We start from the raw sequence: 23,445 nt of genomic DNA, 5'->3' as shown, positions 1-23,445 counted from the left end.
CGAGCAGCAACGCGACCACGAGGAGCGAGACCATGGCCGACCGACCGTTCATCGCGCGCGGCTTTCACGGCCGCCGCCCGCAGGCACACCCCGAGCGGCTGCCGCCCGGCCAGTACGAGACGCGCGACTTCCCGGTGCTTTCCGCCGGACCGACGCCGCGCGTGAGCCTGGCGGCGTGGGACTTCACCATTCACGGCATCGATGGCGGCTCGGTGCGCTGGACGTGGGACGAGCTCCACGCCCTGCCGCGCGAGACGCCGACGGTGGACATCCACTGCGTCACGAAGTGGTCCAGGTTCGACACCACGTGGGAAGGCGTCTCCGTGGACACGCTGCTCGACGCCGCGGCGGCGCAGGGCGTGGATGGCGGCGCGTACGTGGTGGCGTTCTGCGACGGCGGCTACACGACCAACCTGCCGGCCGCCGACGTCACCGGCGGCAGGGCGTGGGTCGTCTGGGGCTACGGCGGCGGCCCCCTGCCGCCCGAGCACGGCGGGCCGGCGCGGCTGCTGGTGCCGCACCTCTATTTCTGGAAGAGCGCCAAGTGGGTGCGCGGCCTGCGGCTGCTGGCGCGCGACGAGCCGGGGTTCTGGGAGGAGCTCGGCTACCACGAGCGCGGCGACCCGTGGCGGGAGCAGCGCTACCGGGGCGACCCGTGAGCGAGCCGCGCCCGGCCGTGCCCGGCGGTCCGGCGCCGCTCGCGTGGCGCGTGGCGACGGTCCGCGGCGTGTCCCCCGCGTCGGCGCACGCCCGCACGCTGGTGCTCGACGTGCCCGCGTGGCCGGGCCATCGCGCCGGGCAGCACGTCGACGTGCGCCTGGTGGCCGAGGACGGCTACCAGGCGCAGCGCTCGTACTCCATCGCTTCGGCGCCGGAGGACACGGGCGTGTCGCTCACGGTGGAGCGCCTGGACGACGGCGAGGTGTCGCCCTACCTCACGGACGTGCTGCGGCCCGGCGACGGGCTGGAGGTGCGCGGCCCCATCGGCGGTTATTTCGCGTGGGACGTCGTCGCCGGCGGGCCGCTGCTGCTCGTGGGCGGCGGATCGGGCGTCGTGCCGCTCCTGGCCATGCTGCGCCACCGCGCGCACGCCGGCGCCGCGGCGCGGGCACGCGTGCCGGCGCGGCTGATCTACTCCGCCCGCACGCTCGAGGCCGTGATCGACCGCGCGGACATCGAGCGGCTGGAGGGTGCGACGGAGGTGGACGTGGTGCTCACGCTGACGCGCGAGACGGGTATGGAGTGGACGGGCCGCCGCGGACGCGTCGACCGGGGGCTGCTCGCGGAGGCGGGCTGGCCGCCGTCGGCGGCGCCGCGCGCGTTCGTCTGCGGGCCGACGCCGTTCGTCGAAGCGGTCGCGACGATGCTGGTGGAGCTGGGGCACGAGCCGCGACACGTGCGCACGGAGCGCTTCGGCCCCACGGGATGAGCCGACCTGACCACACGGGGAGGTGCCGGATGCTGCCCGAGGAGATGCGGCTGGACGGGAACGCGGCCGGCGGCGCGCTGCGCGAGCTGTTCGCGCGCGACGTGACCGCGGGCCTCGCGACGTGCGGGGGGTGCGGCGGCGCGCGCCCCGTCGGCGCGCTGCTCGACTACGGGACTCCGCTCGGGGTGGTGCTGCGGTGCCCCGACTGCGACCACGTGATGCTGCGGCTGACGCAGGTGGGTGGGTGGCTCCGCGTCGACCTGTCGGGGATCGCGATTCTCGCTCTGCCAAACGTCCCCGCGTCCTGAGTAGACGCCGCGTGACGTGCGAAGAGCCTTCGATCAATACCGAGAGGAGGAGCGATGGACACGTTCGATCGGAACCTCGTCGTCTGCGGCATCGCCGGAAGCCTGCGGAGGGGCTCGTACAACCATGCGTTGCTGCGAGAGGCCCGGGAGCTCGCGCCCGAAGGGATGGAGCTTCGCATCTTCGACCGCATGGCGGAGATCCCCCTCTTCAACGAGGACGTTGAAGCGGCGGGTGACCCGGAGCCCGTGCGGGCGCTGAAGCGAGCGATCGCGGAAGCGGACGCGCTGCTGATCGCGACCCCGGAGTACAACCATGGCGTGCCGGGCGTGCTCAAGAACGCGATCGACTGGGCCTCGCGCCCGGCGCCGGGATCCGTCCTCGCGGGGAAGCCCGCGGCGATCTTCGGCGCGAGCCCCGGAATCGTCGGGACCGCGCGTGCACAATCGCAGCTGAGGCAGTCCTTGGTCTTCACCGACACCCCTACGCTGCCGCAGCCCGAGGTCCTGGTATACCGCGCCCACGAGAAGTTCGACGCCGAGGGCCGGCTCACCGACGAGACGACCCGCCGGTTCGTGGGCATGCTGTTGCGTCGGCTCGCGGAGTGGACGCACCGCATGCACAGGGACGCGGAGGTGCTGGCGCGTTGAGGCGTTTCGTGGAGTGGCCGCCCGGCCGTGGCGCGATCGGTCCTCGCGTCGGCGACCTGACCGCTCGGCGCGGACCGCCGGGACCTCGCCCGGAGCGGATCCGACTGGAGGGATCATGTCCGAAGAAAGCAGCCTCGACCGCCGCCGCTTCCTGGGCGCCGCCGCGGCGGCCATCGCCGCCGCCGGGCTCCGCGCGGCCGACTCCACGGACGCGCAGTCGAGCAGGACGAAGCCGGCAGATCCGACCACGGGGAGGAATACGCCGTTCGGCCCGCTGAAACAGATCGCTGCCGGCGTCCTGAACGTCGGCTACGCGGAAGACGGCCCCGCCGGCGGCCGCCCGGTGATCCTGCTCCACGGCTGGCCTTACGACATCCACAGCTTCGTCGAGGTCACACCGTTGTTGGCGGCGAGGGGCTACCGGGTCATCGTACCGTATCTGCGAGGCTATGGGGCGACGCGCTTTCGTTCGGATGAGACGCTCCGGAACGGCCAACAATCGGCGCTCGCGGCCGACATCATCGCCCTGATGGATGCGCTGAGGATCGAGCGGGCGATCGTCGGCGGCTTCGATTGGGGAGCGCGGACGGCCAACATCATGGCGGCGCTCTGGCCGGAGCGCTGCAAGGCGATCGTCTCCGTGAGCGGCTATCTGATCGGCAGCCGGGAAGCCAACCGGATGCCATTGCCGCCTGCCGCCGAGCTCCAGTGGTGGTACCAGTTCTATTTCGCCACCGAACGCGGCCGCACGGGCTACGAACGATACCTGCACGATTTCAACCGGCTCATCTGGAAGCTGGCTTCACCGCAGTGGAGCTTCGACGATGCCATGTTCGCGCGCAGCGCGGCGGCGTTCGACAACCCGGACCACGTAGCCATCGTGATCCACAACTACCGCTGGCGGCTCGGCCTGGCAGAGGGCGAGGCGCGGTATGACGACTTCGAACGGCGCCTGGCCGCGGCTCCGGTGATCACCGTGCCGGCCATCACCCTGGAGGGCGACGCCAACGGCGCGCCGCACCCGGATCCCAGCGCCTACGCCGCGAAGTTTTCGGGAAGATACGCCCACCGGACCCTTACGGGCGGCATCGGGCACAACCTGCCCCAGGAAGCTCCGGCGGCCTTTGCCCAGGCCGTGGTCGAAGTCGACGGGTTTTGATCAGCGCTCGACCATGCTCGGAATGCGTCGCGGGAGGCACCCATGACCGAGATCACGCGCTCCATCGGCGCGGCTCCCTCCGAGATTCCGGAGGAGCGCAGCGAGGGTCGGTCGCGGGTCAGCACGCGGGAGGCGCTCCGTTTCCTCATGGAGGCCGGCCAGACGCTCGCCGGTACGCTGGATTACGAGCGTGCGCTGCAGGCGCTGGCGGACCTGGCCGTTCCGCGCGTGGCCTGCATGTGCGTGGTGGACATCGTCGAGCCGGACGGCGGCGTGCGGGCGCTCGGGATCGCGCACGTGGATCCCACCCGCCTCCCGCAGCTCCAGCGGCTGGTCGAGGTTCGCGGTTCGAGGAGCACCTCGGCCTTCGCACCCGGGCTGGAAGAGGAGGAGCCGATGGTCATCTCCCCGGTCACCGGAGAGTGGCTGCGCCGGAACGCGGCGACGGAAGAGGAACGCGAAGCGCTGAGCCGGCTCGCGCCGACCTCTCTCATGTACGTGCCGCTCCTGGCGCGGGGGAGCCGCCTGGGGGTGCTCGCGCTCGCCTCGACCCGCACCGACCGCTACTACCAGCCGGGCGACCTGACGCTCGCGCGCGAGCTGGGACGGATCGCCTCGGTGGCCATCGACAACGCGCGGCTGTACGGCGCGGCGCAGGAGGCGGTCCGTGCGCGCGACGAGGTGCTTCGTGTGGTGTCGCACGACCTGCGCAACCCGATCAACACGGTCACCCAGGGCGCCTCGTACCTGCTGGAAGAGGCCACGCAGGAGCTCCGGGATGGGGTGTTCGGCCGCACCCTGCGCACCATCCTGCGCTCGACGGGGCGCGCGAACCGGATGATCGAGGACCTGCTCGACATCTCGCGGATCGAGTCGGGCCGGCTGGCCATCGACCCCGCGCCTGAGCCGGTGGGGCCGATCGTGCGCGAGGCGATCGAGACGCACCGGGGGAGCGCCGAGGAGCAGGGGATCGAGCTCGGCTTCCGCCTGGACGACCCGCTTCCCCCGGTGATGGCCGACCGCGACCGCGTCCTCCAGGTGCTCGGCAACCTGCTCGCGAACGCCGTCAAGTTCACCCCCGCCGGCGGGCGGGTCGAGGTGGGGGCGTCCGCGGAGGGAGAAGAGGTACGCTGGTGGGTGGAGGACAGTGGGCCCGGGATCCCGCCGGAGCACCTCCCCCACCTCTTCGACCGGTTCTGGCAGGCCCGCCGGTCCGACCGGCGCGGGCTGGGACTCGGCCTCGCCATCGTGAAGGGGTTGGTGGAAGCGCACGGCGGGCGGGTCTGGGTCGAGAGCGAGCCGGCCCGCGGGAGCAGGTTCCAGTTCACGCTCCCGGCGAGCCGACACGCGGGCGTCGCGGACGACAGAATCCATGAGGTCGCATGAGCGAGATCGCTCCGGCACTGGGCGGGACCGTGAGCGCGCGGATCGATCACGCGTTCCCGAGTCTCACCCCCACCCAGGTCGCGCGGCTCGCCGTGCACGGGCGCGCGCGCCCGATCCACCGCGGCGAGGTGCTGGTCGAGCCGGGGGATCGCGCGATTCCCTTCTTCGTGGTCACGCACGGGCACGTGGAGATCGTCCGGCCCTCCGCGGCCGGCGAGGAGCTCGTGGTCACGCACGGGCCGGGCGGGTTCACCGGCGAGGCGGCCCTGCTCGCCGGCCGGCCCTCGCTCGTGCGGGCGAGAGCGAGCGAGGCGGGCGAGGTGATCGAGCTAGACCGCGAGACGCTCCTGTCGCTCATGCGCACCGACGTGGAGCTCGGGGAGATCCTCCTGCGGGCCTTCATCCTGCGCCGGGTGGAGCTGGTCGCGCGCGGAATCGGAGACACCGTGCTGCTGGGGTCGGAGCACTGCGCCGGAACGCTGCGCGTGAAGGAGTTCCTGACGCGCAACGGGCATCCGTACGCCTACGTCGACCTCGACCGCGACGAGGGCGTGGAGGAGCTCCTGGCGCAGTTCCACGTCGCCGCCGCCGACGTGCCGGTGCTGATCTGGCGCGGCGAGGTCGTGCTGCGCAATCCCGGCAACCAGGAGATCGCCGCGCGGCTCGGGTTCAACGAGGCCGTCGACCCGGCGCACCTCCGGGACGTGGTGATCGTGGGCGGCGGGCCGGCCGGGCTGGCCGCGGCCGTGTACGGCGCCTCGGAGGGGCTGGACGTGCTGGTGCTCGAGGCGGACTCGCCGGGAGGACAGGCCGGGACGAGCTCGAGGATCGAGAACTACCTGGGCTTTCCCACCGGCATCTCGGGGCTGGACCTGACCGGGCGCGCGTATGCCCAGGCGCAGAAGTTCGGCGCCCAGGTGATGATCGCGCGGGGTGCCGGGGAGCTCGTCTGCGATCGGAAGCCCTTCATGGTCGTGATGAACGACGGTGCGCGGGTGCCCACGCGCACGGTGGTGATCGCGACCGGCGCGGAGTACCGGAAGCCGCCCGGGCCGGACCTGGCGCGGTTCGTGGGCGCCGGCGTGTACTACGCCGCCACCGCCATGGAATCGCAGATGTGCCGGGGCGAGGAGGTGATCGTGGTGGGGGGAGGCAACTCCGCCGGCCAGGCCGCGGTCTTCCTGGCCCAGACGTCCGGCCGGGTGCACATGCTGGTCCGCTCCGGCGGGCTGGCGGCCAGCATGTCGCGCTACCTGGTCCAGCGGATCGAGGACAATCCCGCCATCGAGGTGCGGACCCACGCGGAACTCGTCGCGGTTGAAGGCGAGGACCACCTGGAGCGCGTCCGCTGGCGGCACAACCAGACCGGGGACACCGGCACGCTCGACGTCCGCCACGTCTTCGTCATGGCGGGCGCCACCCCCAACACCCGCTGGCTGGACGGGTGCGTGGCGCTGGACGCGAAGGGGTTCATCAAGACGGGACCGGACCTCTCGCCCGAGGACCTGGCGGCCGCGCGCTGGCCGCTCGCCCGGGCTCCCCACCTCCTGGAGACGAGCCTGCCGGGGGTGTTCGCCGTGGGCGACGTGCGCAGCGGCAACATCAAGCGGGTGGCGTCGGCGGTGGGAGAGGGATCGATCGCCATCGCGTTCGTCCACCAGGTGCTCAAGGAATGAGGAGGTGGACCATGCCGACGGCCGCGCGCGGGATCTGCGACCGGATCGATCACGCGTTCCACCCAGTACGGCGTGCCATCGTCCCGACGGTAATCCGGACTCCCCGTGCAGGGCTGCGGCAGCGTGATCCGATGGTGGCGAATCCGTTACAAACTCGGATGTTCGCTTTGCCTTCCAAGCCCTGCTCGCCGGCCGGCCTTCGCTCGTGCGGGCGAGAGCGAGCGAGCCGGGCGAGGTGATCGAGCTGGACCGCGAAGCGCTCCTGTCGCTCATGCGCACTCTCCGGCAACTGGTCGGTGCCCACGATCGACAGCGCCACGTGATGCCCCACGGAGCCAGCCGCAACGACTGGGGCGTTCGACGGACTCGATCCGGGCAACGGGGAGGCGACCTTGCACCCCACCTTTCACCATCCAGGGAAGGAGAGCGCCATGAGCACGATCACCACGAGGGACGGCACCGAGATCTATTACAAGGACTGGGGCGAGGGTCCGGTCGTGACGTTCTCGCACGGCTGGCCGCTGAACGCGGATGCGTGGGACGCGCACATGCTCTTCCTCACGCAGAATGGGTTCCGGACGATCGCGCATGACCGCCGCGGGCACGGGCGGTCCACCCAGGCCTCGAGCGGCAACGACATGGACACGTATGCCGACGACCTCGAGACCCTGTTCGAGGCGCTCGATCTCCACGGCATCACGATGGTCGGGCATTCGACGGGCGGCGGCGAAGTCGCCCGCTACATCGGCCGGCACGGCACCCGCCGCGTGGCCGGAGCCGTGCTCATCTCGGCCGTGCCGCCGATCATGGCGCGGAGCCCTTCCAACCCCGAGGGCCTGCCCATGGAGCTGTTCGACGGCTTCCGCGCCGGTCTCGCCCGCAATCGCGGCCAGCTCTACCGCGAGTTCGCGGCCCTGTTCTACGGCACGAACCGGCCCGGCGCGAACATCTCGCAACCGGTGCTCGACCAGTTGTGGCGGTTGTGCATGCAGACGGGCCTGAAGAGCTCCTACGAATGCGTCAAGGCATTCTCGGAGACGGATTTCACGGAAGACCTGAAGAAGTTCGACGTCCCCACGCTCGTGCTTCACGGGGAGGACGACCAGGTCGTGCCGATCGACATCACGGCACGGAAGACCGCCAGGCTGGTCACGGGTGCCCAGGCCATCTTCTATCCGGCCGCGCCGCACGGCATCACCGAGACCCACCAGGATCAGCTGGACGCGGACCTGCTGAAGTTCCTGCGGAGCTTGCCGTCCCGGGGGCTCCCCGAGTTGACGATGGCCGGCGCCGCGGTCGCCGGCTGAAAGGAGCCTCACCATGAAGATCGTGATCATCGGCGGAAGCGGGCTCATCGGGTCCAAGCTCGCCGCCAGGCTCCGCGAGCAGGGCCACGAGGTCGTCGCGGCCTCGCCCGATTCCGGCGTCAACACCCTCACCGGGGAGGGACTGGCCGAGGCCCTCGAGGGTGCGGCGGTCGTCGTCGACGTGTCGAACTCTCCCTCGTTCGAGGACGCGGCGGTGCTGCACTTCTTCGAGACGGCGACCGGCAATCTCCTCCGGGCCGAGGCGGCGGCGGGCGTGGGGCATCACGTGGCGCTGTCGATCGTGGGCACCGACCTGTTGCCGGAGAGCGGCTACATGCGCGCCAAGACCGCCCAGGAGGCGCTGATCAAGGCCTCGGCGATCCCGTGGTCCATCGTCCGCGCGACGCAGTTCTTCGAGTTCGTCGCGCGCATCGCCGACGGAGCGACCGAGGGCGGCACCGTGCGCATCGCGCCCGTGCTGTTCCAGCCGATGGCGGCCGAAGACGTCGCGAGCGCGGTAGCCGTCGTCGCCACGGAAGCCCCGCTGAACGGCACCGTCGAGGTGGCGGGGCCGGAGCAGTTCCGTTTCGACGAGCTGATCCGGCAGGGGCTGAGCGCGCGCGACGATCCGCGCGAGGTCGTGGCCGATCCGCACGCCCGCTACTTCGGCACGGAGCTGGGCGAGCGCTCGCTCGTTCCCGGGCCCGGCGCCCGGCTCGGGAAGACGCGCTTCGGCGACTGGCTCGCTCATTCCGCGCCTCCGAAGGTGGATGCGGATGCACGGCCGGTAGCGGTTCCGGCCTGATCGCGCGGTCCCGATGGTCCCGACACCCATGCGCGTGCCGACGCGACGCGAGCACCCCACCTTTCACCCCAAGGAGCGGACATGTCGACGCCAACCACACCGCGCGCCTCGGAGCGCTCTCCCGACACGATCGTGCTGGTCCACGGCTTCTGGGTGACGCCGCGCAGCTGGGAGCACTGGATCACGCACTACGAGGCGAAGGGCTACCGAGTCCTCGCCCCCGCCTACCCCGGCTTCGAAGTCGAGGTCGAGGCGCTCAACGCCGACCCGACGCCGGTCGAGCGGCTCACGGTCCCCGCGATCATCGCGCAGCTGGAGTCGATCATCGGAGGGCTCGACGCCCCTCCGATTCTCATGGGGCACTCGGCGGGCGGCACGTTCGTGCAGATCCTGCTCGACCACGGCTTCGGCGCCGCGGGGGTGGTGATGAACTCCGCGCCGACCGAGGGCGTCCTCGTCGCGCCGTGGTCGCAGATCCGGGCGTCGTTCCCGGTGCTCAAGAACCCGGCGAACCGGCACCGCGCGGTCGGCCTCACCTACGAGCAGTGGCGCTACACCTTCACGAACACGTTCCCCGAGGAGGAGGCGCGCGCCACGTACGAGCGGTATCACGTGCCCGCGTCGGGCGGCATTTTCTGGGGGAGCGTGCTCGCGAACTTCGAGCCCGGGCCGCAGGAGACGTGGGTCGACTACCACAACGCGGCGCGGCCGCCGCTGCTGTTCATCTCCGGCGGCGAGGACCACCTGATGCCGCCGATCGTGCAGCACTCGAACGCGGCGCACTACAAGGCGGAGACGCTCACCGAGGTGACGGTGTTCGAGGGGCGCTCCCACCTGCTCCCCGCGCAGCGCGGCTGGGAGGAGATCGCCGACTACGCGCTCTCGTGGGCCCAGCGGCACGCGGTCTCGCCGAGCGTGGAGCCTGACGCTGCTCCGACCCTTCGTCTGCCCGACGCGCCGGTGCTGCAGGGCGCGGCCTCGCCGTCGTGACCGCGTTCCGCCCCGACGTCGGCGGCTCGACGGTGCCGCTCCAGGCCGGTGGGTGGCGGCTGCCCACCGGCCCGTTGTTTCAACCCGCCGGCCGACCGACGCTCCGTCCTGGGCGTGCCCGTGAGCTGTCCAGGGTGGTCACGCGCGCGCCGGGCGATAGCACCCGCGGCCGAGGAGGTATTCCCATGGGCGATGAACTTGCCGCAACGAACGTCACTCGCGCGTATTCGCTCGGCGCGACGAGCATCGCGATCTTCACCTTCACACTGTTCTTTCTGTACCCGAGGTTCAGGAGCGGCGAGATCGAGCCCTTTCTGTTTCAAGCCACGCTGGTCGTACTGGGCGTGGCGACGTTCTCCTTCGTGTTCGCGTCCCTCCATTACTACGGTGCTTCGCTTGGCGGCCGGATGGACGATGCGGAGCGAGCCGTCCACTCCCGCTGGGGCGATCGCTTCTGGCTGCTCGGCTACAGCTTGCTGTTCCTGGATCCGAGCCTGATCCTCTTCTCGGTCCGGCTCGTAGTCGTCGGGTTGGCGTGGTTCGCACTCTGGCTGTTGTACCTGCTGTTCGTGATCCGCTACTTCCCCAGGGTCCAGACCGCGCCACGGACTCCCGTTTGAGTCAGCGCGAAACGGGCTGACCCACGTGAAGAGAAGCCGTAGAGGGCGTGCGGAGCGGCAACATCAAGCGGTGGCGTCGGCGGTGGGGGCGGGCGCCGCTTGGAGAACTGGGGTATGTGGGGTATGAGTTGAGCGTGAAAAGTCGCGAAAACCGACTCCGAGCTTCGATGTCTAGACGTGGTAAATGCGTGATTTTAAATGCACTTGGCCTCTTCCGCGTTACGGGATCAATCCCTGTTAATCAGGGGGTCGTAGATTCGAGTCCTACCGCGGGCGCTTCCGTCAAAGTCCCGGCAGCCATCTGGCTGCCGGGGCTTTCGCTTGCCCGGAGGGGGGTGGGATAGGTTTACGCGGCGGCACTATCCGGAGCATCCGTCTCGCGGAGGAATGCCGCGCCTTGCTGTGTGTGGCGTGGAGGTTGAGAGCGCGCGGGAGCGGTGCCATCTTCGTTGTGCGCCGCCCGGATGATCTCCGACAAAAGATCATGGACAGGGGAAATCGATCGTGAACTCTCCGCTCACCGATGTCGCGGTACGAATCCTCGGCGCTCTCCTCGAGAAGGAGGTGACGACCCCGGAATACTATCCGCTTTCGCTGAACGCGCTCCTGGCGGCGTGCAACCAGACGACCAACCGGGACCCCGTCATGCGGCTCGACGAAGACACGGCGTGGCACGCCATCATCGCCCTCCGCCGCGGTGGCCTGCTGCACCAGATCCAGCCGGTGGGCTCGCGCGTGACCAAGTTCCAGCACCTGATGGCGGAAGAGCTGAAGCTCGACCCGCGCCAGCTCGCGGCGCTCGGCGTGCTGATGCTGCGCGGCCCGCAGACGCCGGGCGAGCTGCATGCTCGGACCGCGCGGCTTGCGTCGTTCGCCGATATCGCCGACCTGGAGGGGGTGCTGGAGTCGCTGATCGCGCGCGAGCCGGAGCCGCTCGTCGCGCGGCTCCCCCGCCGGCCTGGACAGAAGGAGGTCCGTTACGCGCACCTGCTCGGCGGCGAGCCCGCGGAGGCCGATGCGCCCGGAATGGCGGACGAGCCGGCCCTCCCCACCCGCCGCGCGGATGCGGAGGACGACCGGATCGCGGCGCTGGAACGGACGGTGGAGGCGCTGCGGGCGGAGGTCGCGGCCCTGCGCGCCGAGCTCGACGCGTTCCGCGCGCAATTTCAATAGCCGGGTGGGATCGCAAACGGCTTTGACGGAAACGCGTGGTTGCCGCCGTTCTTCTGCCCGCCGTGGCGGCCTGGGCAGCGATGGCCGCGCCGCGTTCCACCTCGCGCGGGCGCCGGGGGGATCGCGCGTTCGGGAACCTGGATGACGAGGGTGCGCTGATGGATGCTCTTTCCGCCGCCGCGCTCGGCGTGGTGCTGGCGGCCACGGCGGGCCTGCGCGCCTTTCTCCCGGTGTTCAGCGCCAGCCTGGCCGCGTGGATGACGGATCTGCCGCTGCCCGGCAACCTCGCGTGGCTCGAAAGGCCGCAGACGGTGCTGATCTTCGGCGTGGCGACGCTGCTGGAGATCCTGGGCGACAAGATCCCCGTGGTCGACCACGCGCTGGACGCCGTGCAGGTGCTTACCAAGCCCGTGCTGGCGGTGCTGGCGGCGACTCCGTTCCTGTACCAGGTCGCACCCGAATACTCGGTCGCCATCGGCATTCTGCTGGGCGCGCCGCTGGCGCTGGGGGTACACTCGGCCAAGGCCACCGCGCGTCTGGGCAGCACGGCCACGACCGCCGGCGTGGGCAACCCGCTCCTCAGCATCGCGGAGGACGTGGCGGCCGTCGCGTCCATCATCCTCGGCTTCCTGGCGCCCCTGCTTGCGCTGGTGCTGATGGCGGTGACGATCTTTTTCATCGTGCGGCTGGCGTTGCGGGTGCGCCGGCGCCGCCGGGCGACCATGCGGGCGGGGAGCTGAACGTCCGCTTCCTCCCACCGCATTCGAAGCAGGAACGAAAAATCACACGGAGGAAACGAGGACCGATCTGAGTCCCTCCGTTCCCTCCGTTTCCTCCGTGTGAGCCCTCTTTTATGGATCGAGTGCACGGTCACCCGCCCCGCCGGACGCGCCGTCACCGCACGTTGAACGCGGAGAGGACCGCCATCACCATGCACATGACGGCGGCGGCGACGCGTGCCGTGCGCCGGGGGACGTAGCGCCGCAGCCCGAACCCCAGCCACACGGCCAGCACGCTCTTGGTCACCATCGCGGCGGTGGCCGCGCACCAGACCAGCAGCGGCAGGTGGAAGCGCGCGGTGAGCGCCGCGGCGGTCAGCTGGCCCACGTCGCCCCATTCGGCCAGGAACACCGCCGAGAAGGCCAGCAGCACGCCGCGCCGCCCGTCGGGTTCGGGCTGCGCCGCGGCGGGCGTCGGCGGGACGGCGCCCTCCTTCGGCCACAGGTACGCGGCCGTCGCGGCGAAGGTGCAGACGCTGACCGCGGCCACCATCAGTGGGGGAAGATGCCGGATCACGTCTCCCGCGAGCACCGCCACGCCCATCTTCAGCATCTGCGCGGGGATCAGCCCCGCCAGCACGACCGCCGGCCGGTAGCGCGCCGAGAGCGACGCCGCCGTGAACACCATCTTGTCGCCGATCAGCTCGGCGGTGAGCACGGCGACGTACGCCGTCGCGGCGATGAGGAGCGGTTCCATGCGTCAGCGGTCAGCCGAGCGGCCGACGGAGGACCGTCGCGTCGAAGGTGAACGGCGAGCGGATGGTTTCCACGCCGACGAAGAACCAGCTCTCGAACACGCCTCCCGGCACCCGCGGGACGGGAATCCCCAGCAGCGCGGCGGAGGTGGACGAGTAGGGCCGCTTGTTGGCGTCGAACAGCCAGCCGCAGTGCAGCCGCAGGATGACGCGCGCGCCCAGCGGCAGCGACTTGATCAGCAGGTCGGCGGTCATCCCCGAGGTCCACGCCACCGTCTGCGCGTCGAGCTTGACCGCGCCAGCCAGGCTGACGACCGGCATGGCCGCCTGCGCGTTGGAGGTCTCCACCCACACCTGCACCACCGGCGGCGGCGCCTTGACCAGGTCGGGGTGCAGCGGCGATTCGAGCGTGAAGGTGAGCGCGGCCAGCCGCTCCGCCGCGTGCTGCGGCGACAGCGTGCCGTTGTGCGGCCACGAGAGCCCCGTCACCTGCGGCCACGCGACGTCGACGTTCGACGTCCCCGCCGGTCCTTGCGGTCCCGGAGGCCCCTGGGGTCCGGGAGGTCCCTGCGGACCGGCGGGGCCAGCAGGACCGGCGGGACCTGCCGCACCCTTCTCGCCCGCCGGCCCGGCCGGACCCGCGGGACCGGGATTCCCCTGATCGCCCTTGTCGCCCTTCGCGCCGGCGGGACCCGCATCGCCCTTCTCGCCCGCGGGACCGGCGGGACCAGCGGCGCCCGCGTCTCCCGCATCTCCCTTGTCGCCCTTCTCCCCCTGCGGTCCCGGGGGGCCGGCGGGTCCCGGCTCGCCCTGAGGCCCGGGCTCACCTTGGGGCCCGGGCTCTCCCGGCTCGCCTTGCTCGCCCTGCGGGCCCGCGGGGCCGGCCTCGCCCGTGCCGCCGCCTCCGGAGGTCAGCTTGGGGCCGTCGTAGTACCAGCGGCCGTCCTCGTCCTGGAAGTGCTCGCCGGAGTGCCCGTGCCGGCCGGCGGCCACGAACAGCGCGTCGTCCTGCTTGACCGTAACCTTCGTCGCCCGCTTGACGACGGCGATGGCCAGCTCGGCGGCCGTGTCCACCGCGTCGTCGGCGGGGCGCAGCTCGGCGGAGACGTCGAGCGTGACCACCGTTTGCGTGTTCCCCACGCGCAGCGACTCGATGTCGGCGTTGGCGGCCTTCAGCACCAGGTTCCACGTGGCCTTGTCCGCGGGCACGTCCAGCTCGATGGGCGCGTCGACCGCCAGCCGCATGCCGCCGCGGGTGAAGGCCAGCCCCGGTGCCACCCGCACGCTGTCGCCGTCCACGGAGGCCACCAGCCCCCATCCGACCTGTCCGCATCCCACCACCCGCCGCAGGTCCACGATGCCCTCCAGCAGCCGGTCCTGCAGGTGCTGGAGATGGTCGGCCGTCACGCGCAGGCCGTCTACGAAGCGGGTGTGGGCTTCCTGGATTGCCATGGATCCCTCGAAAGCAGTGCGAAGGTGCGAGAGTGCGAGAGTGCGAGAGTGCGAGAGTGCGAGAGTGCGAAAGTGCGTGAGTGCGTGAGTGCGTGAGTGCGTCCGGGCGACGGCGCCTACCGCGTCGCGGTGACGATGATGTCGGCCAGGGTCAGGGTGCCGCCCACGCGGCTGGTGACCACCAGGCTCACCGCGCCGGCGGCGGGGTGCACGGCGCCCACCTGCGGCGCGGGCGGCCACTCCACCGCCACCGGCTTCGCCGCCGGGGTGACGGCCACGGTGCCGGTTGCTCCCGCCACCTCGAGCGTGACCGGCGCCAGCGGGTGGTCGCGGCCGGCGTGGCCGATCACCCGCAGCGCGCCGCCCACGCTGGTGTCGTGGGTGACCAGCGCCGGAAGCCGCTGCCAGGGCCCGGCGGGGGGCCCGCGGCGCACGGCGGCGTTCGCGTCGGCCGCGGGGGCGGAGGCGACGGCGAGCGGCCAGGCCACCCGCCCGCGCGCCACCGCCAGCGCCGCCCAGGGGAGCGGAACCGCGGGGTCCAGCTTCACCGGCCTGGCGAACTCGAAGGTCGTCCAGCCGTACTCGTCGCCCTCCTCCCAGGTGGCCGCCTTGCTGGCGCCGCCCTCCATCGGCTCGCCCGGCTCGCTGGTGTCCTCGCGCGCGGCCAGGAGGACGACGCGCGCCTCGGCCCCGCCGGCCTCCGCGCGCAGGGGAAGGCGGATGGCGACCAGCTCCTCCAGCAGCCCGGCCCCCGCGGGAAGGCGCACCGCGGCGGAGCGGTCCACGTCCAGCACCAGCTCGGCCACCCCGTCGGGCACCACGCCGCCCGTGCCCAGCCGCGTGGCCACCGGCGGCCCCACCGGCGGGTCCGCGCGCTCGGGCGGCAGCGCCCCCGCCACCGTCATCCCGATCCGCTCCACCGTCTGCACCCACGAGGGGAGCGCGAGGGGGACCGTGCGCCGCCCCTCGATGTCGAACTCCACCGGCGCCGGGTCGCCCGAGGTGGGGCGGGTGAGGTAGCGCAGCTCCTTCGTCCCCGTGGCGAGGTCCAGGCGGCCCGGGGTGCGCGAGGTGAGCGAGAGGGTGAAGGTGGCTTCCTCGTCGCGGTCGGGGTCGCCCGCCAGCGCCGCCAGCGCGGCGGAGATGTCCACCGTCTGCCTGGCGTCGGCCGTCCATCCCCCCGTCCCCGCGCGCACCGGCCCGGGAAAGCGCCACACCGGCGCCCCGCCGTCGATCCTCAGCTCCAGGTCCGAGGGCGGGTCGGGAAGCGCCACCCACAGCTCGTCCTCGACCTTGCGGCTCCCCACGCCGGTCATCACGATCCGCAGCCGCTCGGTGCGCACCTCGTTGAAGTTGGCCACCCCCACCGCGGGCGGGAACTCGAAGCCCGACAGCCCGGTGAGCGGGAGCGCCTGGGGCGAGAACCCCACCCCCGTCCACGCGAACACGGCGGTGATGCGCACCGGCGAGAGCGCGCTCAGCACCCCCACGCTGGCCACGGTGAAGAGGGCGCCGAAGTCGGCCACCAGGTCCACCGTCCCCGCCGGAGCGCCCTCCTGCCGGCGCAGCTTGGCGGCGTCCTTCAGCAGCACCGCCTCGGCGCCCGCGGCGGTGACGGTGACGTCGTAGCGCCGCACCAGCGCGTTGCGGTGGAGCTTGAGCGGCAGCGTGCGCGACGACACGCCGTCGGTGGAGACCTGGGCGAACCACGCCTTGATGAAGGTCTCCTCCCACGGCACGAAGAAGGCTTCGGCGGCCATCGTTCCCGTTCCGCCCACGGTCAGCCCCTCCGTCACGGACGATCCCCGGATCTGCGCCATCGCGCGCTCCTTCTGCTAAGCAGGTGCTTAAAAGTTTTGTCGACTCCCAGGTCCTAAGTCCTAAGTCCTAAGTCCTAAGTGTTGAACTGCACAAACGATAGCAATCCGGCAACTCAGGACTTGGGACTCAGGACTTAGGACTTAGGACTACCTACTTAGAAGCGGAAGCCGCCGAGCGTGCTGATGGACTTCAGCGCGATCAGGGTCCGGCTGGCCTCGTCGGCCGTCAGCGCCTTGCCGCCGGTGGCGGTGGTGCCGGTGGCATTGATCAGCTCCGCGGCCTTGGTGGGGGTGACCGTGGTCGGGGTGGTGACGGCGGTCTTCAGGTCGGGGCTGGCCTCCACCATCTTCGCCGCGTCGCCCACCGTCACCCCCTGCATGCTGGTGGGCAGATCGGGGTGCAGCAGGATGATGGGGATGTTGTTGAGGTCGATCAGCGTGACCTGCACGGTGGCGCCCTTGCGCAGCGGCGCGCCGGCCTGCGGGGTCTGCGTGGAGACGACCAGCCGCTGCACGGGGAGCGCGGCCGCGGCGCGGGCCAGCGTGGTGGCGTCCAGCTGCATGGCGGTGGCGGTGGTGCCGGCGGTTGCGGCCATGGCTCGGTTCCTTCCGGTTGGGGTTGCGCGTGGTGACGGTCGGGTCGGCTCAGATCGTGGGCCTGCCGCCGCTCTCGACCACCTGGAGCTTGAGGCCCACCTTGTCGAGCTCGGCGGTGGCCTGCGCCACGCTGAGCCCGGAGAGGTTGGGTACGGTCACGATCTCGGCGGCCACCTGGGCCGACACCACCACCAGCGCGTCGGTGCCCGCGGGCGGCGCCAGCTCGCCCGGCGAGGGCCACTGCATCAGCACCGGGTTGTCGTTGTAGTCGGCGGGAAAGCCCGAGGTGGGGAGCGACTTCCCCGTGACGTCGAGGATGCGGATCTTGACCGCCGCCAGCGCCTGCACCGCCTGCGGCAGCATCAGCCCCAGCACGTTGGGCATGGCGGGGCGCACGGCGGTCAGCGCCAGCTCCAGCGGGTCGGGGGTGACCTCGCCGGTGGCGGAGACGGTCAGCGCGCCGTCGGCCGGGTTGAATCCCGGCGCCTCGGCGTGCACCGCGTAGGCGCCCTCGGCCAGGCGGGGGAAGATGAAGTCCGGCTCGGCGCCGACGGGGCGCAGCGCCTCGACCGGGGGCGCGCCCTCGCGGGTGGCGGTCACGCGGGCCCGCTGCGGGTCCAGCCCCTGGCCGGTGAGCCGCACGTGGCCCACGCCGGCGGCGGCCTTGAGCACCGCCTGCGCGTCGAACAGGCCGTCCACCATGGCGTTCCACGCCTCGGCGGTCACCGGGTCGCCGGGTTCCACGTGGGTGCGGATGAAGTCGAGGGGCATGGGAGTTCAGCTCCGGTTCAGGGGGTGACGGGCGGCGCCCACAGCACGGTGCCGCCGCGCAGGCCCAGCAGGGGGTCGGTGGTCTCTTCCAGGGCGCCGTCGCCCAGGATCCAGCGGTCTTCCAGGTACTCCACGCGCACGTCCACGCCGGCCGGGCGGTGCCGCTCCAGCGCGTCGCGCACCCGCGCCAGCGCGCCGTTCTCCTCGTCGTACAGCTCGCGGAAGCGCGCGGGGATCAGCAGCCGCACCGCGTACGCCTCGTGCTCCAGCCAGGAGAGGGCGATGCGGGCCGCCTCGGGGCGCACCGCCGGGCTGTCGTGCACCGAGCCGTCGGCGAACCCCACCTCGGTGCGGGGGAGCGGCGGCAGCGGGTCGCCGTCTTCGTCCGTCCCCGCGAAGTGCGCCTGCTGGGTGAAGAAGGCGAAGCGCGTCTCGCCCAGCCCCACGCCGGGCATGGGGATGGGCGTTGCCGCGTGGGGGAAGACGAAGTCCGGCGAGAAGGCGCCCGCGGGGGTGGTGACGGCGAAGCGGGCCAGGCGCGATTGGTCGGCGCCGGGGCCGGCGAACACGAAGTCGCGCGGGCGCACCGTGCTGTCGTCGTTTCCCGCGAAGCAGGCGCCCTTCCACGCCCAGGCCATCCCCGTGACCTCCACGCCCTCCAGCCGCACGTGCCCGTCCTCGGCGAACACCAGCGTCTGCCCGTCGGGGACGGCGCCGGCGAAGGCGATGCCGTGCCCCTCGTCGCGGTTCACCAGCATGGGGCCCACGGTCTTCTTCCCCACGCCGGTGATGGAGGCGCGCAGCATCACCCGCCCGAAGCCGCGGCGGCGCACGGCGAAGCGCTCGCCGCTGAACCAGCCGCGCGGCTCGCCGCCCTCTCGCCGTAGCGGGTTCTCCTCGATCCCCAGCAGCTCGGGGACGTCGGGGAGCGGCTGCTCCACCCCGTAGCCCCGCCAGCGCGCCAGCTGGGCCGCCATGGCGCCGTCCAGCCGCGTCGTCCCCTGGGGATCTTCCATCCCCAGGACGCGGAGCTGGCGTTGCGCGTCGCGCACGCGGGCGCCCATCCGCCCCGCCAGCTCGGCGACGGTGACGGTCTGGCCGATGCGCAGCAGCTGCTCGTCGAACGGCTCCTTCCCCAGCTCTCCCGCGATCCGCTTCGCCTCGTCCACCTCCAGCGGGGCCAGGAGATCGGCATCGCCCTCCAGCAGCGCGGCGACGGCGGCGGGGGGAACGCCGGCGCGGCGGGCCAGGTCCGTCGCCGTCATCCCCTCGAACACGGGGACGCGGCGCGGCTCGACGACGGCGAAGCCCCGGTCCGCCGCGAGCACCTCGGCGGCCACGCGGCGGAAGGTGACCTCCACCGCGACGCCGGAGCCGAGGATGTCGGCCAGCGTGGCGTACACGTCGGCGCGGGTGACCGTGCGGGCGGGAACGTTCAGCCGCGCGGCCAGCGCGCCGGCCGTCTCCTCGCCGCCCGAGCCGCGGCCGCCCAGGCGGATGGCCGCCGCGCGCGCGGTGGGTACGTCGAGGGTGGCGTCGACGGCGTCGGGGGTGCCCTCGCGCTCGTCCAGCGCGAAGAGCAGCTCGGTGAGCGTCTCCGCCTCCGGCGGCTCCGGCGGCGCCGCGGCCTCGAAGCGGATGCCGACGGCGACGCCCGCGGCGTCGAGCGCGATCAGCGCGCGGTAGACGTCGCGGCGGGTGACGGGGCGGCCGGGGTCGCTGAGCCGCGCGGCCAGCTGCGCCGCCGTCTCCGCCTCCCCGATCCCCGCGCTGCCCAGGCGGATGGAGGTCTCGCGCGCGGTGGCGGCGGAGAGGGTGGCGTCGACCGCGTCGGCCGTGGCCTCCAGCTCCTGCATGCGGGCGATGAGGGCGTCCGGCAGGACATCGATTGCCTCGGCCAGGTCGTCGAGGGAGATGTCGCCGTCGACCGCCACGGCCCGCGCGGGCGGCTCGGGGTCGACGCGGCGCACCGGGCGGGCACGGTCGCGGACGAAGGTGGAGTGCCAGAACAGGTCGCGGCTGTGGAAGATCCCGTCGCCGGCCTGCTGCGGCGGCAGCGGCACCCCCGCCTCGAGGCCGGTGTCGCGGAACTCGGCGGCGTCGGCCGCCAGCGGCTCGGGGGTGACGAGGCCCGTGCCGGCCGGGGTGCCGCCCGCGGCGACGCGGAAGACCAGATAGTCCACCGCGTCGGGGACGGGCTCCCAGCGCAGGAGGTTGAAGTCGGTCTCGGAGAGCGTGGCGGCGCCGCGCAGGGTGCCGGCCACGGCGCTGATGGCCGGGTCGCAGCGGGTGAGCGAGCGGGCGACGACCACGTACGACCACGCCGTGCGCCCGGCCGCGCCGCCGGGGGCGACGGTGACCACGGGGCGCACGGCGGCCTTGGCCGCGGCGTTGCGGTCGGTGTCGAGCTCCAGGTCGAGCGCCGAGGCGGCGGCCTCGAGCACCGCGCGCACGGTGCCGTTGCCGGCGGCGTGCAGGCGCGAGATCCACCCCACGCGGCGGCGCGCGCCCTCGACGGTGGCGCGGTAGTCGGTCGCGGCGCGGAAGGCCCGCGCCATCCGCCGCGCGGCCTCGGCCGGGTCGGGCGCGGCGCCGGGCGCCGCGAAGAGGGAGAGCGCCTCCGCCCCGCCGGGGACGCCCCATAGCGCCAGCAGGGAGGTGACGGCCTCGTCGCGGGCGTCGGCGTCGCCGGAGGTGGCGGCCGCGTCGAGGGCGGCGGCCAGCTCGCGGGTGCGCGCGGCGCGGCGGAAGAGCAGCGCCAGGTCGGCGGCGCCGATGCCGTGGATGGCGCCGGTGCGCAGCACGTCGGCCACGGTGTCGGCGTGCGCCAGGCGGTGGGCGCGGCGCACCGAGGCCATCTCGGCGGAAAGGAGGTCGAGCGGCGCCACCAGCGCGCCGACCACCCGCTCCAGCTGCTTGCCGGGCCGGGCCGCCTCGAGGTGGGCGGGAAACCGCCCCAGCACCACTTGGGTTCTGCCGCTCATCGCCGGAATGGAAGGTGAAAGGACGAACGTCGTCGCCCGGCTTTCGTTCACCATCGCGACCGCATCACCACCGCCCCCGAAATCCCATCTCCATCACCATCCCATATCACCAGATCACCATCACCTCGACTTCCTTCTTCCACCGCTCACCTCATCCCGGGTCCGGGCGAGGTATTGGTGCGGCCCACTGAATCGCGTGCTGACGCGGCTATAGATCCTTCGGCCTGCAAGCTCTTGTGCAGACGCTGGTTACGGTCTGGCCGGCCTCAGGATGACGTCCGGCGTGGGGATCGGCGTCGGTGCCTCGACGCGAGTCCGGATTCCGTATCAGCACTCAGCACTTAGGACTCAGGACTTAGGACTTAGGACTTAGGACTTTCTGTCCCTCCCTACGCCTCCGCCGGCGCCACCAGCCTGACCGCGCGGATCCATGGCCGCTCCAGCTCGGTGAGAGGAACGGGCTGGTCGGGGTCGCGGATGCGCAGGCCGGCCTCGAGGTACTCCACGCCGTAGTGGAGGGCGGTGACGCGGTAGTTCTCGGTGTCCCTGGCCAGCGGCGGCAGCGTGGTGGCGTCGACCGTCTGCAGGGTGGAGATGCCATCCTGCAGGCGCGCGGCGATCTCCAGGCGCGCGGCCTCGAGGTTGGCCTGCGGGTCGCCCAGCTGGCCCAGTGCGGTGAGCTCCACGGTGACCTCCACGTCGAAGGCCACGATCTCGCCCGCCACCTCCACCACCAGCTCGGCGTCGTCCAGCCGCGGCCGCAGCGCCTCGCCGGGAACCAGGTTGCGGCGCCGGGGCTCGGGCGGGGCGCCCGGCTTGGGCACACGGTAGAGCTCCACCACCACGTCCAGCACGCCGTCGAGCGCCATCAGCGCGGCCACCAGGCGGTTGTAGACCAGCGTCTCGCCGATCCCCGCCTCCTTCACGAAGGCGCGCACCGTCTCGCGTCCGCGGTTCTGCAGCGCGGTGCGGTCGGCCGGGGTCAGCGAGGGCGCGGCGGGAAGGAGCATGGCGTGCACGTGCACCGGCAGGTACAGCCCGTCGGGCTCCACCGTGTCGCTCACCGCCGGGTCGCTGGCGTCGTCGACCACGTTGGGCGGGAGCGAGGCGGCCAGGATGGTGTGCGGCGCGTCGAGGTTGTGCAGCACGCGGATCCCCACGGGGCGCGCCTCCTCGATCAGCGACACGGCGCGCTCGGCGTCGTCGGCGTCGAGCTCGGCGGCGATGCTCACGGTGATCACGCCGGGGCGCGCCAGCGGGTCTTCGTGGATGCGCACGTCCTTCTCGCGCACGCCGGGCAGCGTGGTGAGCGCGGCCAGCACGGCGCCGCGGGTGGCGCGGCCGTAGCCCTCCAGCGCGTTGCGGATGCGCTCGCGCAGCGCCTCGTCGGTCTCGTCGTCGCCGCGCAGCTCGGTGGCCTGCGGGTTGGTGACGGTCTCGACGCCCAGGATGGGGCGGTGGATGACGGTGACCGCCCGCGCCGGCACCACCCCCGCGGTGCCGCTCACCGTGGCCTGCACCGGCACCTCCACGGAGAGCTCGCCGCGGCGCAGGGTGCGGTCGGCGGTGGTCTCGAAGACGACGGCGGGGGGCTCGGCGGTGGAGAGCCGCGTTCCCGCGGGGACGGGGACGTCGCCGATGGCGGGGGTGGCGCGGGAGAAGACGACGGTGCCCACCGCGTAGGTGCGGTTGCGCCGGTCGACCCCCACCAGCGCGGCCAGCTGGTCCAGGTCGCGCCCGCCCGCCGTCGCGACGAAACCGGCCTGGTAGACGGACTCGAGCTGCCGGGAAAGGACGGCGAACTCGCGCGCCAGGCTCTCGGCCAGGAGGCGGGTGATGCTCCCCGGGTTGCGGTCGGTGAGCACGGGCACGGCGCCGCCCGGGGGCACCGCCATGTCGTAGTTGACGAAGAAGTCGGTGCCCTCGTCGGGCCACACCGCGTCGGGCGCGGGGGTGCCGTCGGCGCGGGCCAGCCAGACCACGGTGTTCCCCGCGCCCAGCGACCAGTCGCGGTCGCGGCGGAAGCGCGCGAACAGCCCGGCGGCCTGGCCGAACACGTCGACGGTGGCGGCGAGGAGGGGCCCGGCCGGGTCCAGCTGGAAGGGACCTTCCTCGGGGACGAAGACGAACTGCTCGCGCGCCACTCCGCCCGTGAGCGAGCGGAGGAGGTCGTCGACGAACTGGGCGTAGGGCTCGGCCACGTAGCTCACGGCGCGGCCTCCAGGGAGAAGGGAACCACCAGGTTGAGCGGCGAGGGCACGCCGGCCAGCTGCACGCTGAGCTCGATGCGCACGGTGTCGCGCGGGGGATTGTGCTCGGGTTTGACGTCGGCCTTCAGCACCGCCTCCACGCGCGGCTCGTCGCGCAGCGCCTGCAGCACGTAGAGCTTGATGAGGTTGCGGGTGCGGGGGACGTTGGGCTCGCCCAGCAGCTCGTGGTGGCGCGAGCCGTAGTCGGGGTGGCCGAGCGGGGCCAGCTCGCCCTTGCGGGTCTTGAGCCGGTTGGCCAGGGCCTGCGTGAGGTTGTCGATCCCCGCGGCCACGCCCAGGTCGCGCCGGCGGCGCACCGGGTCGAGCGGCGGCGTGGCCAGGTCGGCATCCTCGAAGAAGCCGCCGGCCAAGGCGTACTCCAGCGCCAGGTCGGTGCCCAGCAGCGGCTCGATGATCTCGTATCGCGAACGCCTCATCGCTCCCCCGGATCGCGCTCAGGAATCGGCTCCATCCCCATCACCCTCATCTTCCAGGTCCGGGTGAAGTATCGGTGCGTCCGACCGAATCTCCGTGCTGCCGCGATCATGGATCCTTCGGCCTGCAAACGCTTGCGCAGACGCTGATTACGGTCTGGCC

Annotated in this window: 21 protein-coding genes; 13 read left to right on the top strand and 8 right to left on the bottom strand. The window is 72.4% G+C overall.

Going from position 1 to position 23,445, the window contains the following annotated elements; all coding sequences use genetic code 11:
* The first annotated feature begins 32 nt into the window (after positions 1-32).
* From VF092_13495 to VF092_13435, 13 genes are all read left to right on the top strand, one after another.
* Positions 33-659: a sulfite oxidase-like oxidoreductase gene (locus VF092_13495; GenBank protein HEX6748305.1), complete on the top strand. Its 627-nt coding sequence runs from the start codon at positions 33-35 to the stop codon at positions 657-659.
* Complete coding sequence (locus VF092_13490; GenBank protein HEX6748304.1) at positions 656-1,429, top strand: FAD-binding oxidoreductase; 774 nt, start codon at positions 656-658, stop codon at positions 1,427-1,429. The genes VF092_13495 and VF092_13490 overlap by 4 nt, the downstream gene beginning before the upstream one ends.
* A 29-nt stretch (positions 1,430-1,458) precedes the next feature.
* Positions 1,459-1,737: a DUF6510 family protein gene (locus VF092_13485; protein ID HEX6748303.1), complete on the top strand. Its 279-nt coding sequence runs from the start codon at positions 1,459-1,461 to the stop codon at positions 1,735-1,737.
* Positions 1,738-1,791: 54 nt separating this feature from the next.
* Positions 1,792-2,385, top strand: a complete 594-nt coding sequence (locus VF092_13480; GenBank protein ID HEX6748302.1) for an NADPH-dependent FMN reductase — start codon at positions 1,792-1,794, stop codon at positions 2,383-2,385.
* Positions 2,386-2,500: 115 nt separating this feature from the next.
* Positions 2,501-3,544, top strand: a complete 1,044-nt coding sequence (locus tag VF092_13475; GenBank protein ID HEX6748301.1) for an alpha/beta hydrolase — start codon at positions 2,501-2,503, stop codon at positions 3,542-3,544.
* A 42-nt stretch (positions 3,545-3,586) separates the two neighbouring features.
* Positions 3,587-4,930, top strand: a complete 1,344-nt coding sequence (locus tag VF092_13470; protein ID HEX6748300.1) for a GAF domain-containing sensor histidine kinase — start codon at positions 3,587-3,589, stop codon at positions 4,928-4,930.
* Positions 4,927-6,606: an FAD-dependent oxidoreductase gene (locus VF092_13465; GenBank protein HEX6748299.1), complete on the top strand. Its 1,680-nt coding sequence runs from the start codon at positions 4,927-4,929 to the stop codon at positions 6,604-6,606. Before VF092_13470 ends, VF092_13465 begins: the two co-directional genes overlap by 4 nt.
* Before the next feature lie 431 nt (positions 6,607-7,037).
* Entirely contained in the window at positions 7,038-7,913 is an 876-nt protein-coding gene (locus VF092_13460) for an alpha/beta hydrolase (protein ID HEX6748298.1), read from the top strand.
* A 13-nt stretch (positions 7,914-7,926) separates the two neighbouring features.
* On the top strand, positions 7,927-8,718 hold the full coding sequence (locus VF092_13455; GenBank protein ID HEX6748297.1) for an NAD(P)H-binding protein: 792 nt from the start codon (positions 7,927-7,929) through the stop codon (positions 8,716-8,718).
* Positions 8,719-8,799: 81 nt separating this feature from the next.
* Positions 8,800-9,708: an alpha/beta fold hydrolase gene (locus VF092_13450; GenBank protein ID HEX6748296.1), complete on the top strand. Its 909-nt coding sequence runs from the start codon at positions 8,800-8,802 to the stop codon at positions 9,706-9,708.
* 185 nt (positions 9,709-9,893) lie between these two features.
* Positions 9,894-10,328 (top strand): hypothetical protein, encoded by a 435-nt coding sequence (locus VF092_13445; protein ID HEX6748295.1) that lies wholly within the window; start codon positions 9,894-9,896, stop codon positions 10,326-10,328.
* Positions 10,329-10,832: 504 nt separating this feature from the next.
* Positions 10,833-11,501 carry a YceH family protein gene (locus VF092_13440; protein ID HEX6748294.1) on the top strand — a complete coding sequence of 223 codons (669 nt, stop codon included), beginning with the start codon at positions 10,833-10,835 and terminating at the stop codon, positions 11,499-11,501.
* A gap of 158 nt (positions 11,502-11,659) precedes the next feature.
* Entirely contained in the window at positions 11,660-12,241 is a 582-nt protein-coding gene (locus VF092_13435; protein HEX6748293.1) for a DUF4126 domain-containing protein, read from the top strand.
* A 154-nt stretch (positions 12,242-12,395) separates the two neighbouring features.
* Here the strand turns inward: VF092_13435 and VF092_13430 are convergent, their stop codons facing one another.
* The 8 genes from VF092_13430 to VF092_13395 all read right to left on the bottom strand — a co-directional run bounded on the left by VF092_13430 (position 12,396) and on the right by VF092_13395 (position 23,285).
* A complete protein-coding gene (locus tag VF092_13430; GenBank protein HEX6748292.1) occupies positions 12,396-12,977 on the bottom strand; it encodes a TMEM165/GDT1 family protein in 582 nt (193 codons plus the stop codon).
* A 10-nt stretch (positions 12,978-12,987) separates the two neighbouring features.
* The gene (locus VF092_13425; GenBank protein ID HEX6748291.1) at positions 12,988-14,427 is read right to left on the bottom strand and encodes a hypothetical protein; all 1,440 of its coding nucleotides are present in this window, start codon (positions 14,425-14,427) and stop codon (positions 12,988-12,990) included.
* A 116-nt stretch (positions 14,428-14,543) separates the two neighbouring features.
* Positions 14,544-16,247, bottom strand: coding sequence for a hypothetical protein (locus VF092_13420; protein HEX6748290.1), 1,704 nt, complete (start codon positions 16,245-16,247; stop codon positions 14,544-14,546).
* Positions 16,248-16,402: 155 nt separating this feature from the next.
* A complete protein-coding gene (locus tag VF092_13415; protein HEX6748289.1) occupies positions 16,403-16,843 on the bottom strand; it encodes a hypothetical protein in 441 nt (146 codons plus the stop codon).
* Between the two features lie 49 nt (positions 16,844-16,892).
* Positions 16,893-17,615 carry a PASTA domain-containing protein gene (locus VF092_13410; protein ID HEX6748288.1) on the bottom strand — a complete coding sequence of 241 codons (723 nt, stop codon included), beginning with the start codon at positions 17,613-17,615 and terminating at the stop codon, positions 16,893-16,895.
* Positions 17,616-17,632: 17 nt separating this feature from the next.
* Entirely contained in the window at positions 17,633-20,599 is a 2,967-nt protein-coding gene (locus VF092_13405) for a hypothetical protein (GenBank protein HEX6748287.1), read from the bottom strand.
* A 389-nt stretch (positions 20,600-20,988) separates the two neighbouring features.
* Positions 20,989-22,809: a baseplate J/gp47 family protein gene (locus tag VF092_13400; GenBank protein ID HEX6748286.1), complete on the bottom strand. Its 1,821-nt coding sequence runs from the start codon at positions 22,807-22,809 to the stop codon at positions 20,989-20,991.
* Positions 22,806-23,285, bottom strand: coding sequence for a GPW/gp25 family protein (locus VF092_13395; protein ID HEX6748285.1), 480 nt, complete (start codon positions 23,283-23,285; stop codon positions 22,806-22,808). Before VF092_13395 ends, VF092_13400 begins: the two co-directional genes overlap by 4 nt.
* Between the last annotated feature and the right edge of the window lie 160 nt (positions 23,286-23,445).

The sequence above is a fragment of the Longimicrobium sp. genome, assembly GCA_036377595.1.
Classification (GTDB): Bacteria; Gemmatimonadota; Gemmatimonadetes; order Longimicrobiales; family Longimicrobiaceae; genus Longimicrobium.
Note: the sequence above shows the minus strand (reverse complement) of the source record. Positions and strands in the feature narration are given on the sequence as shown.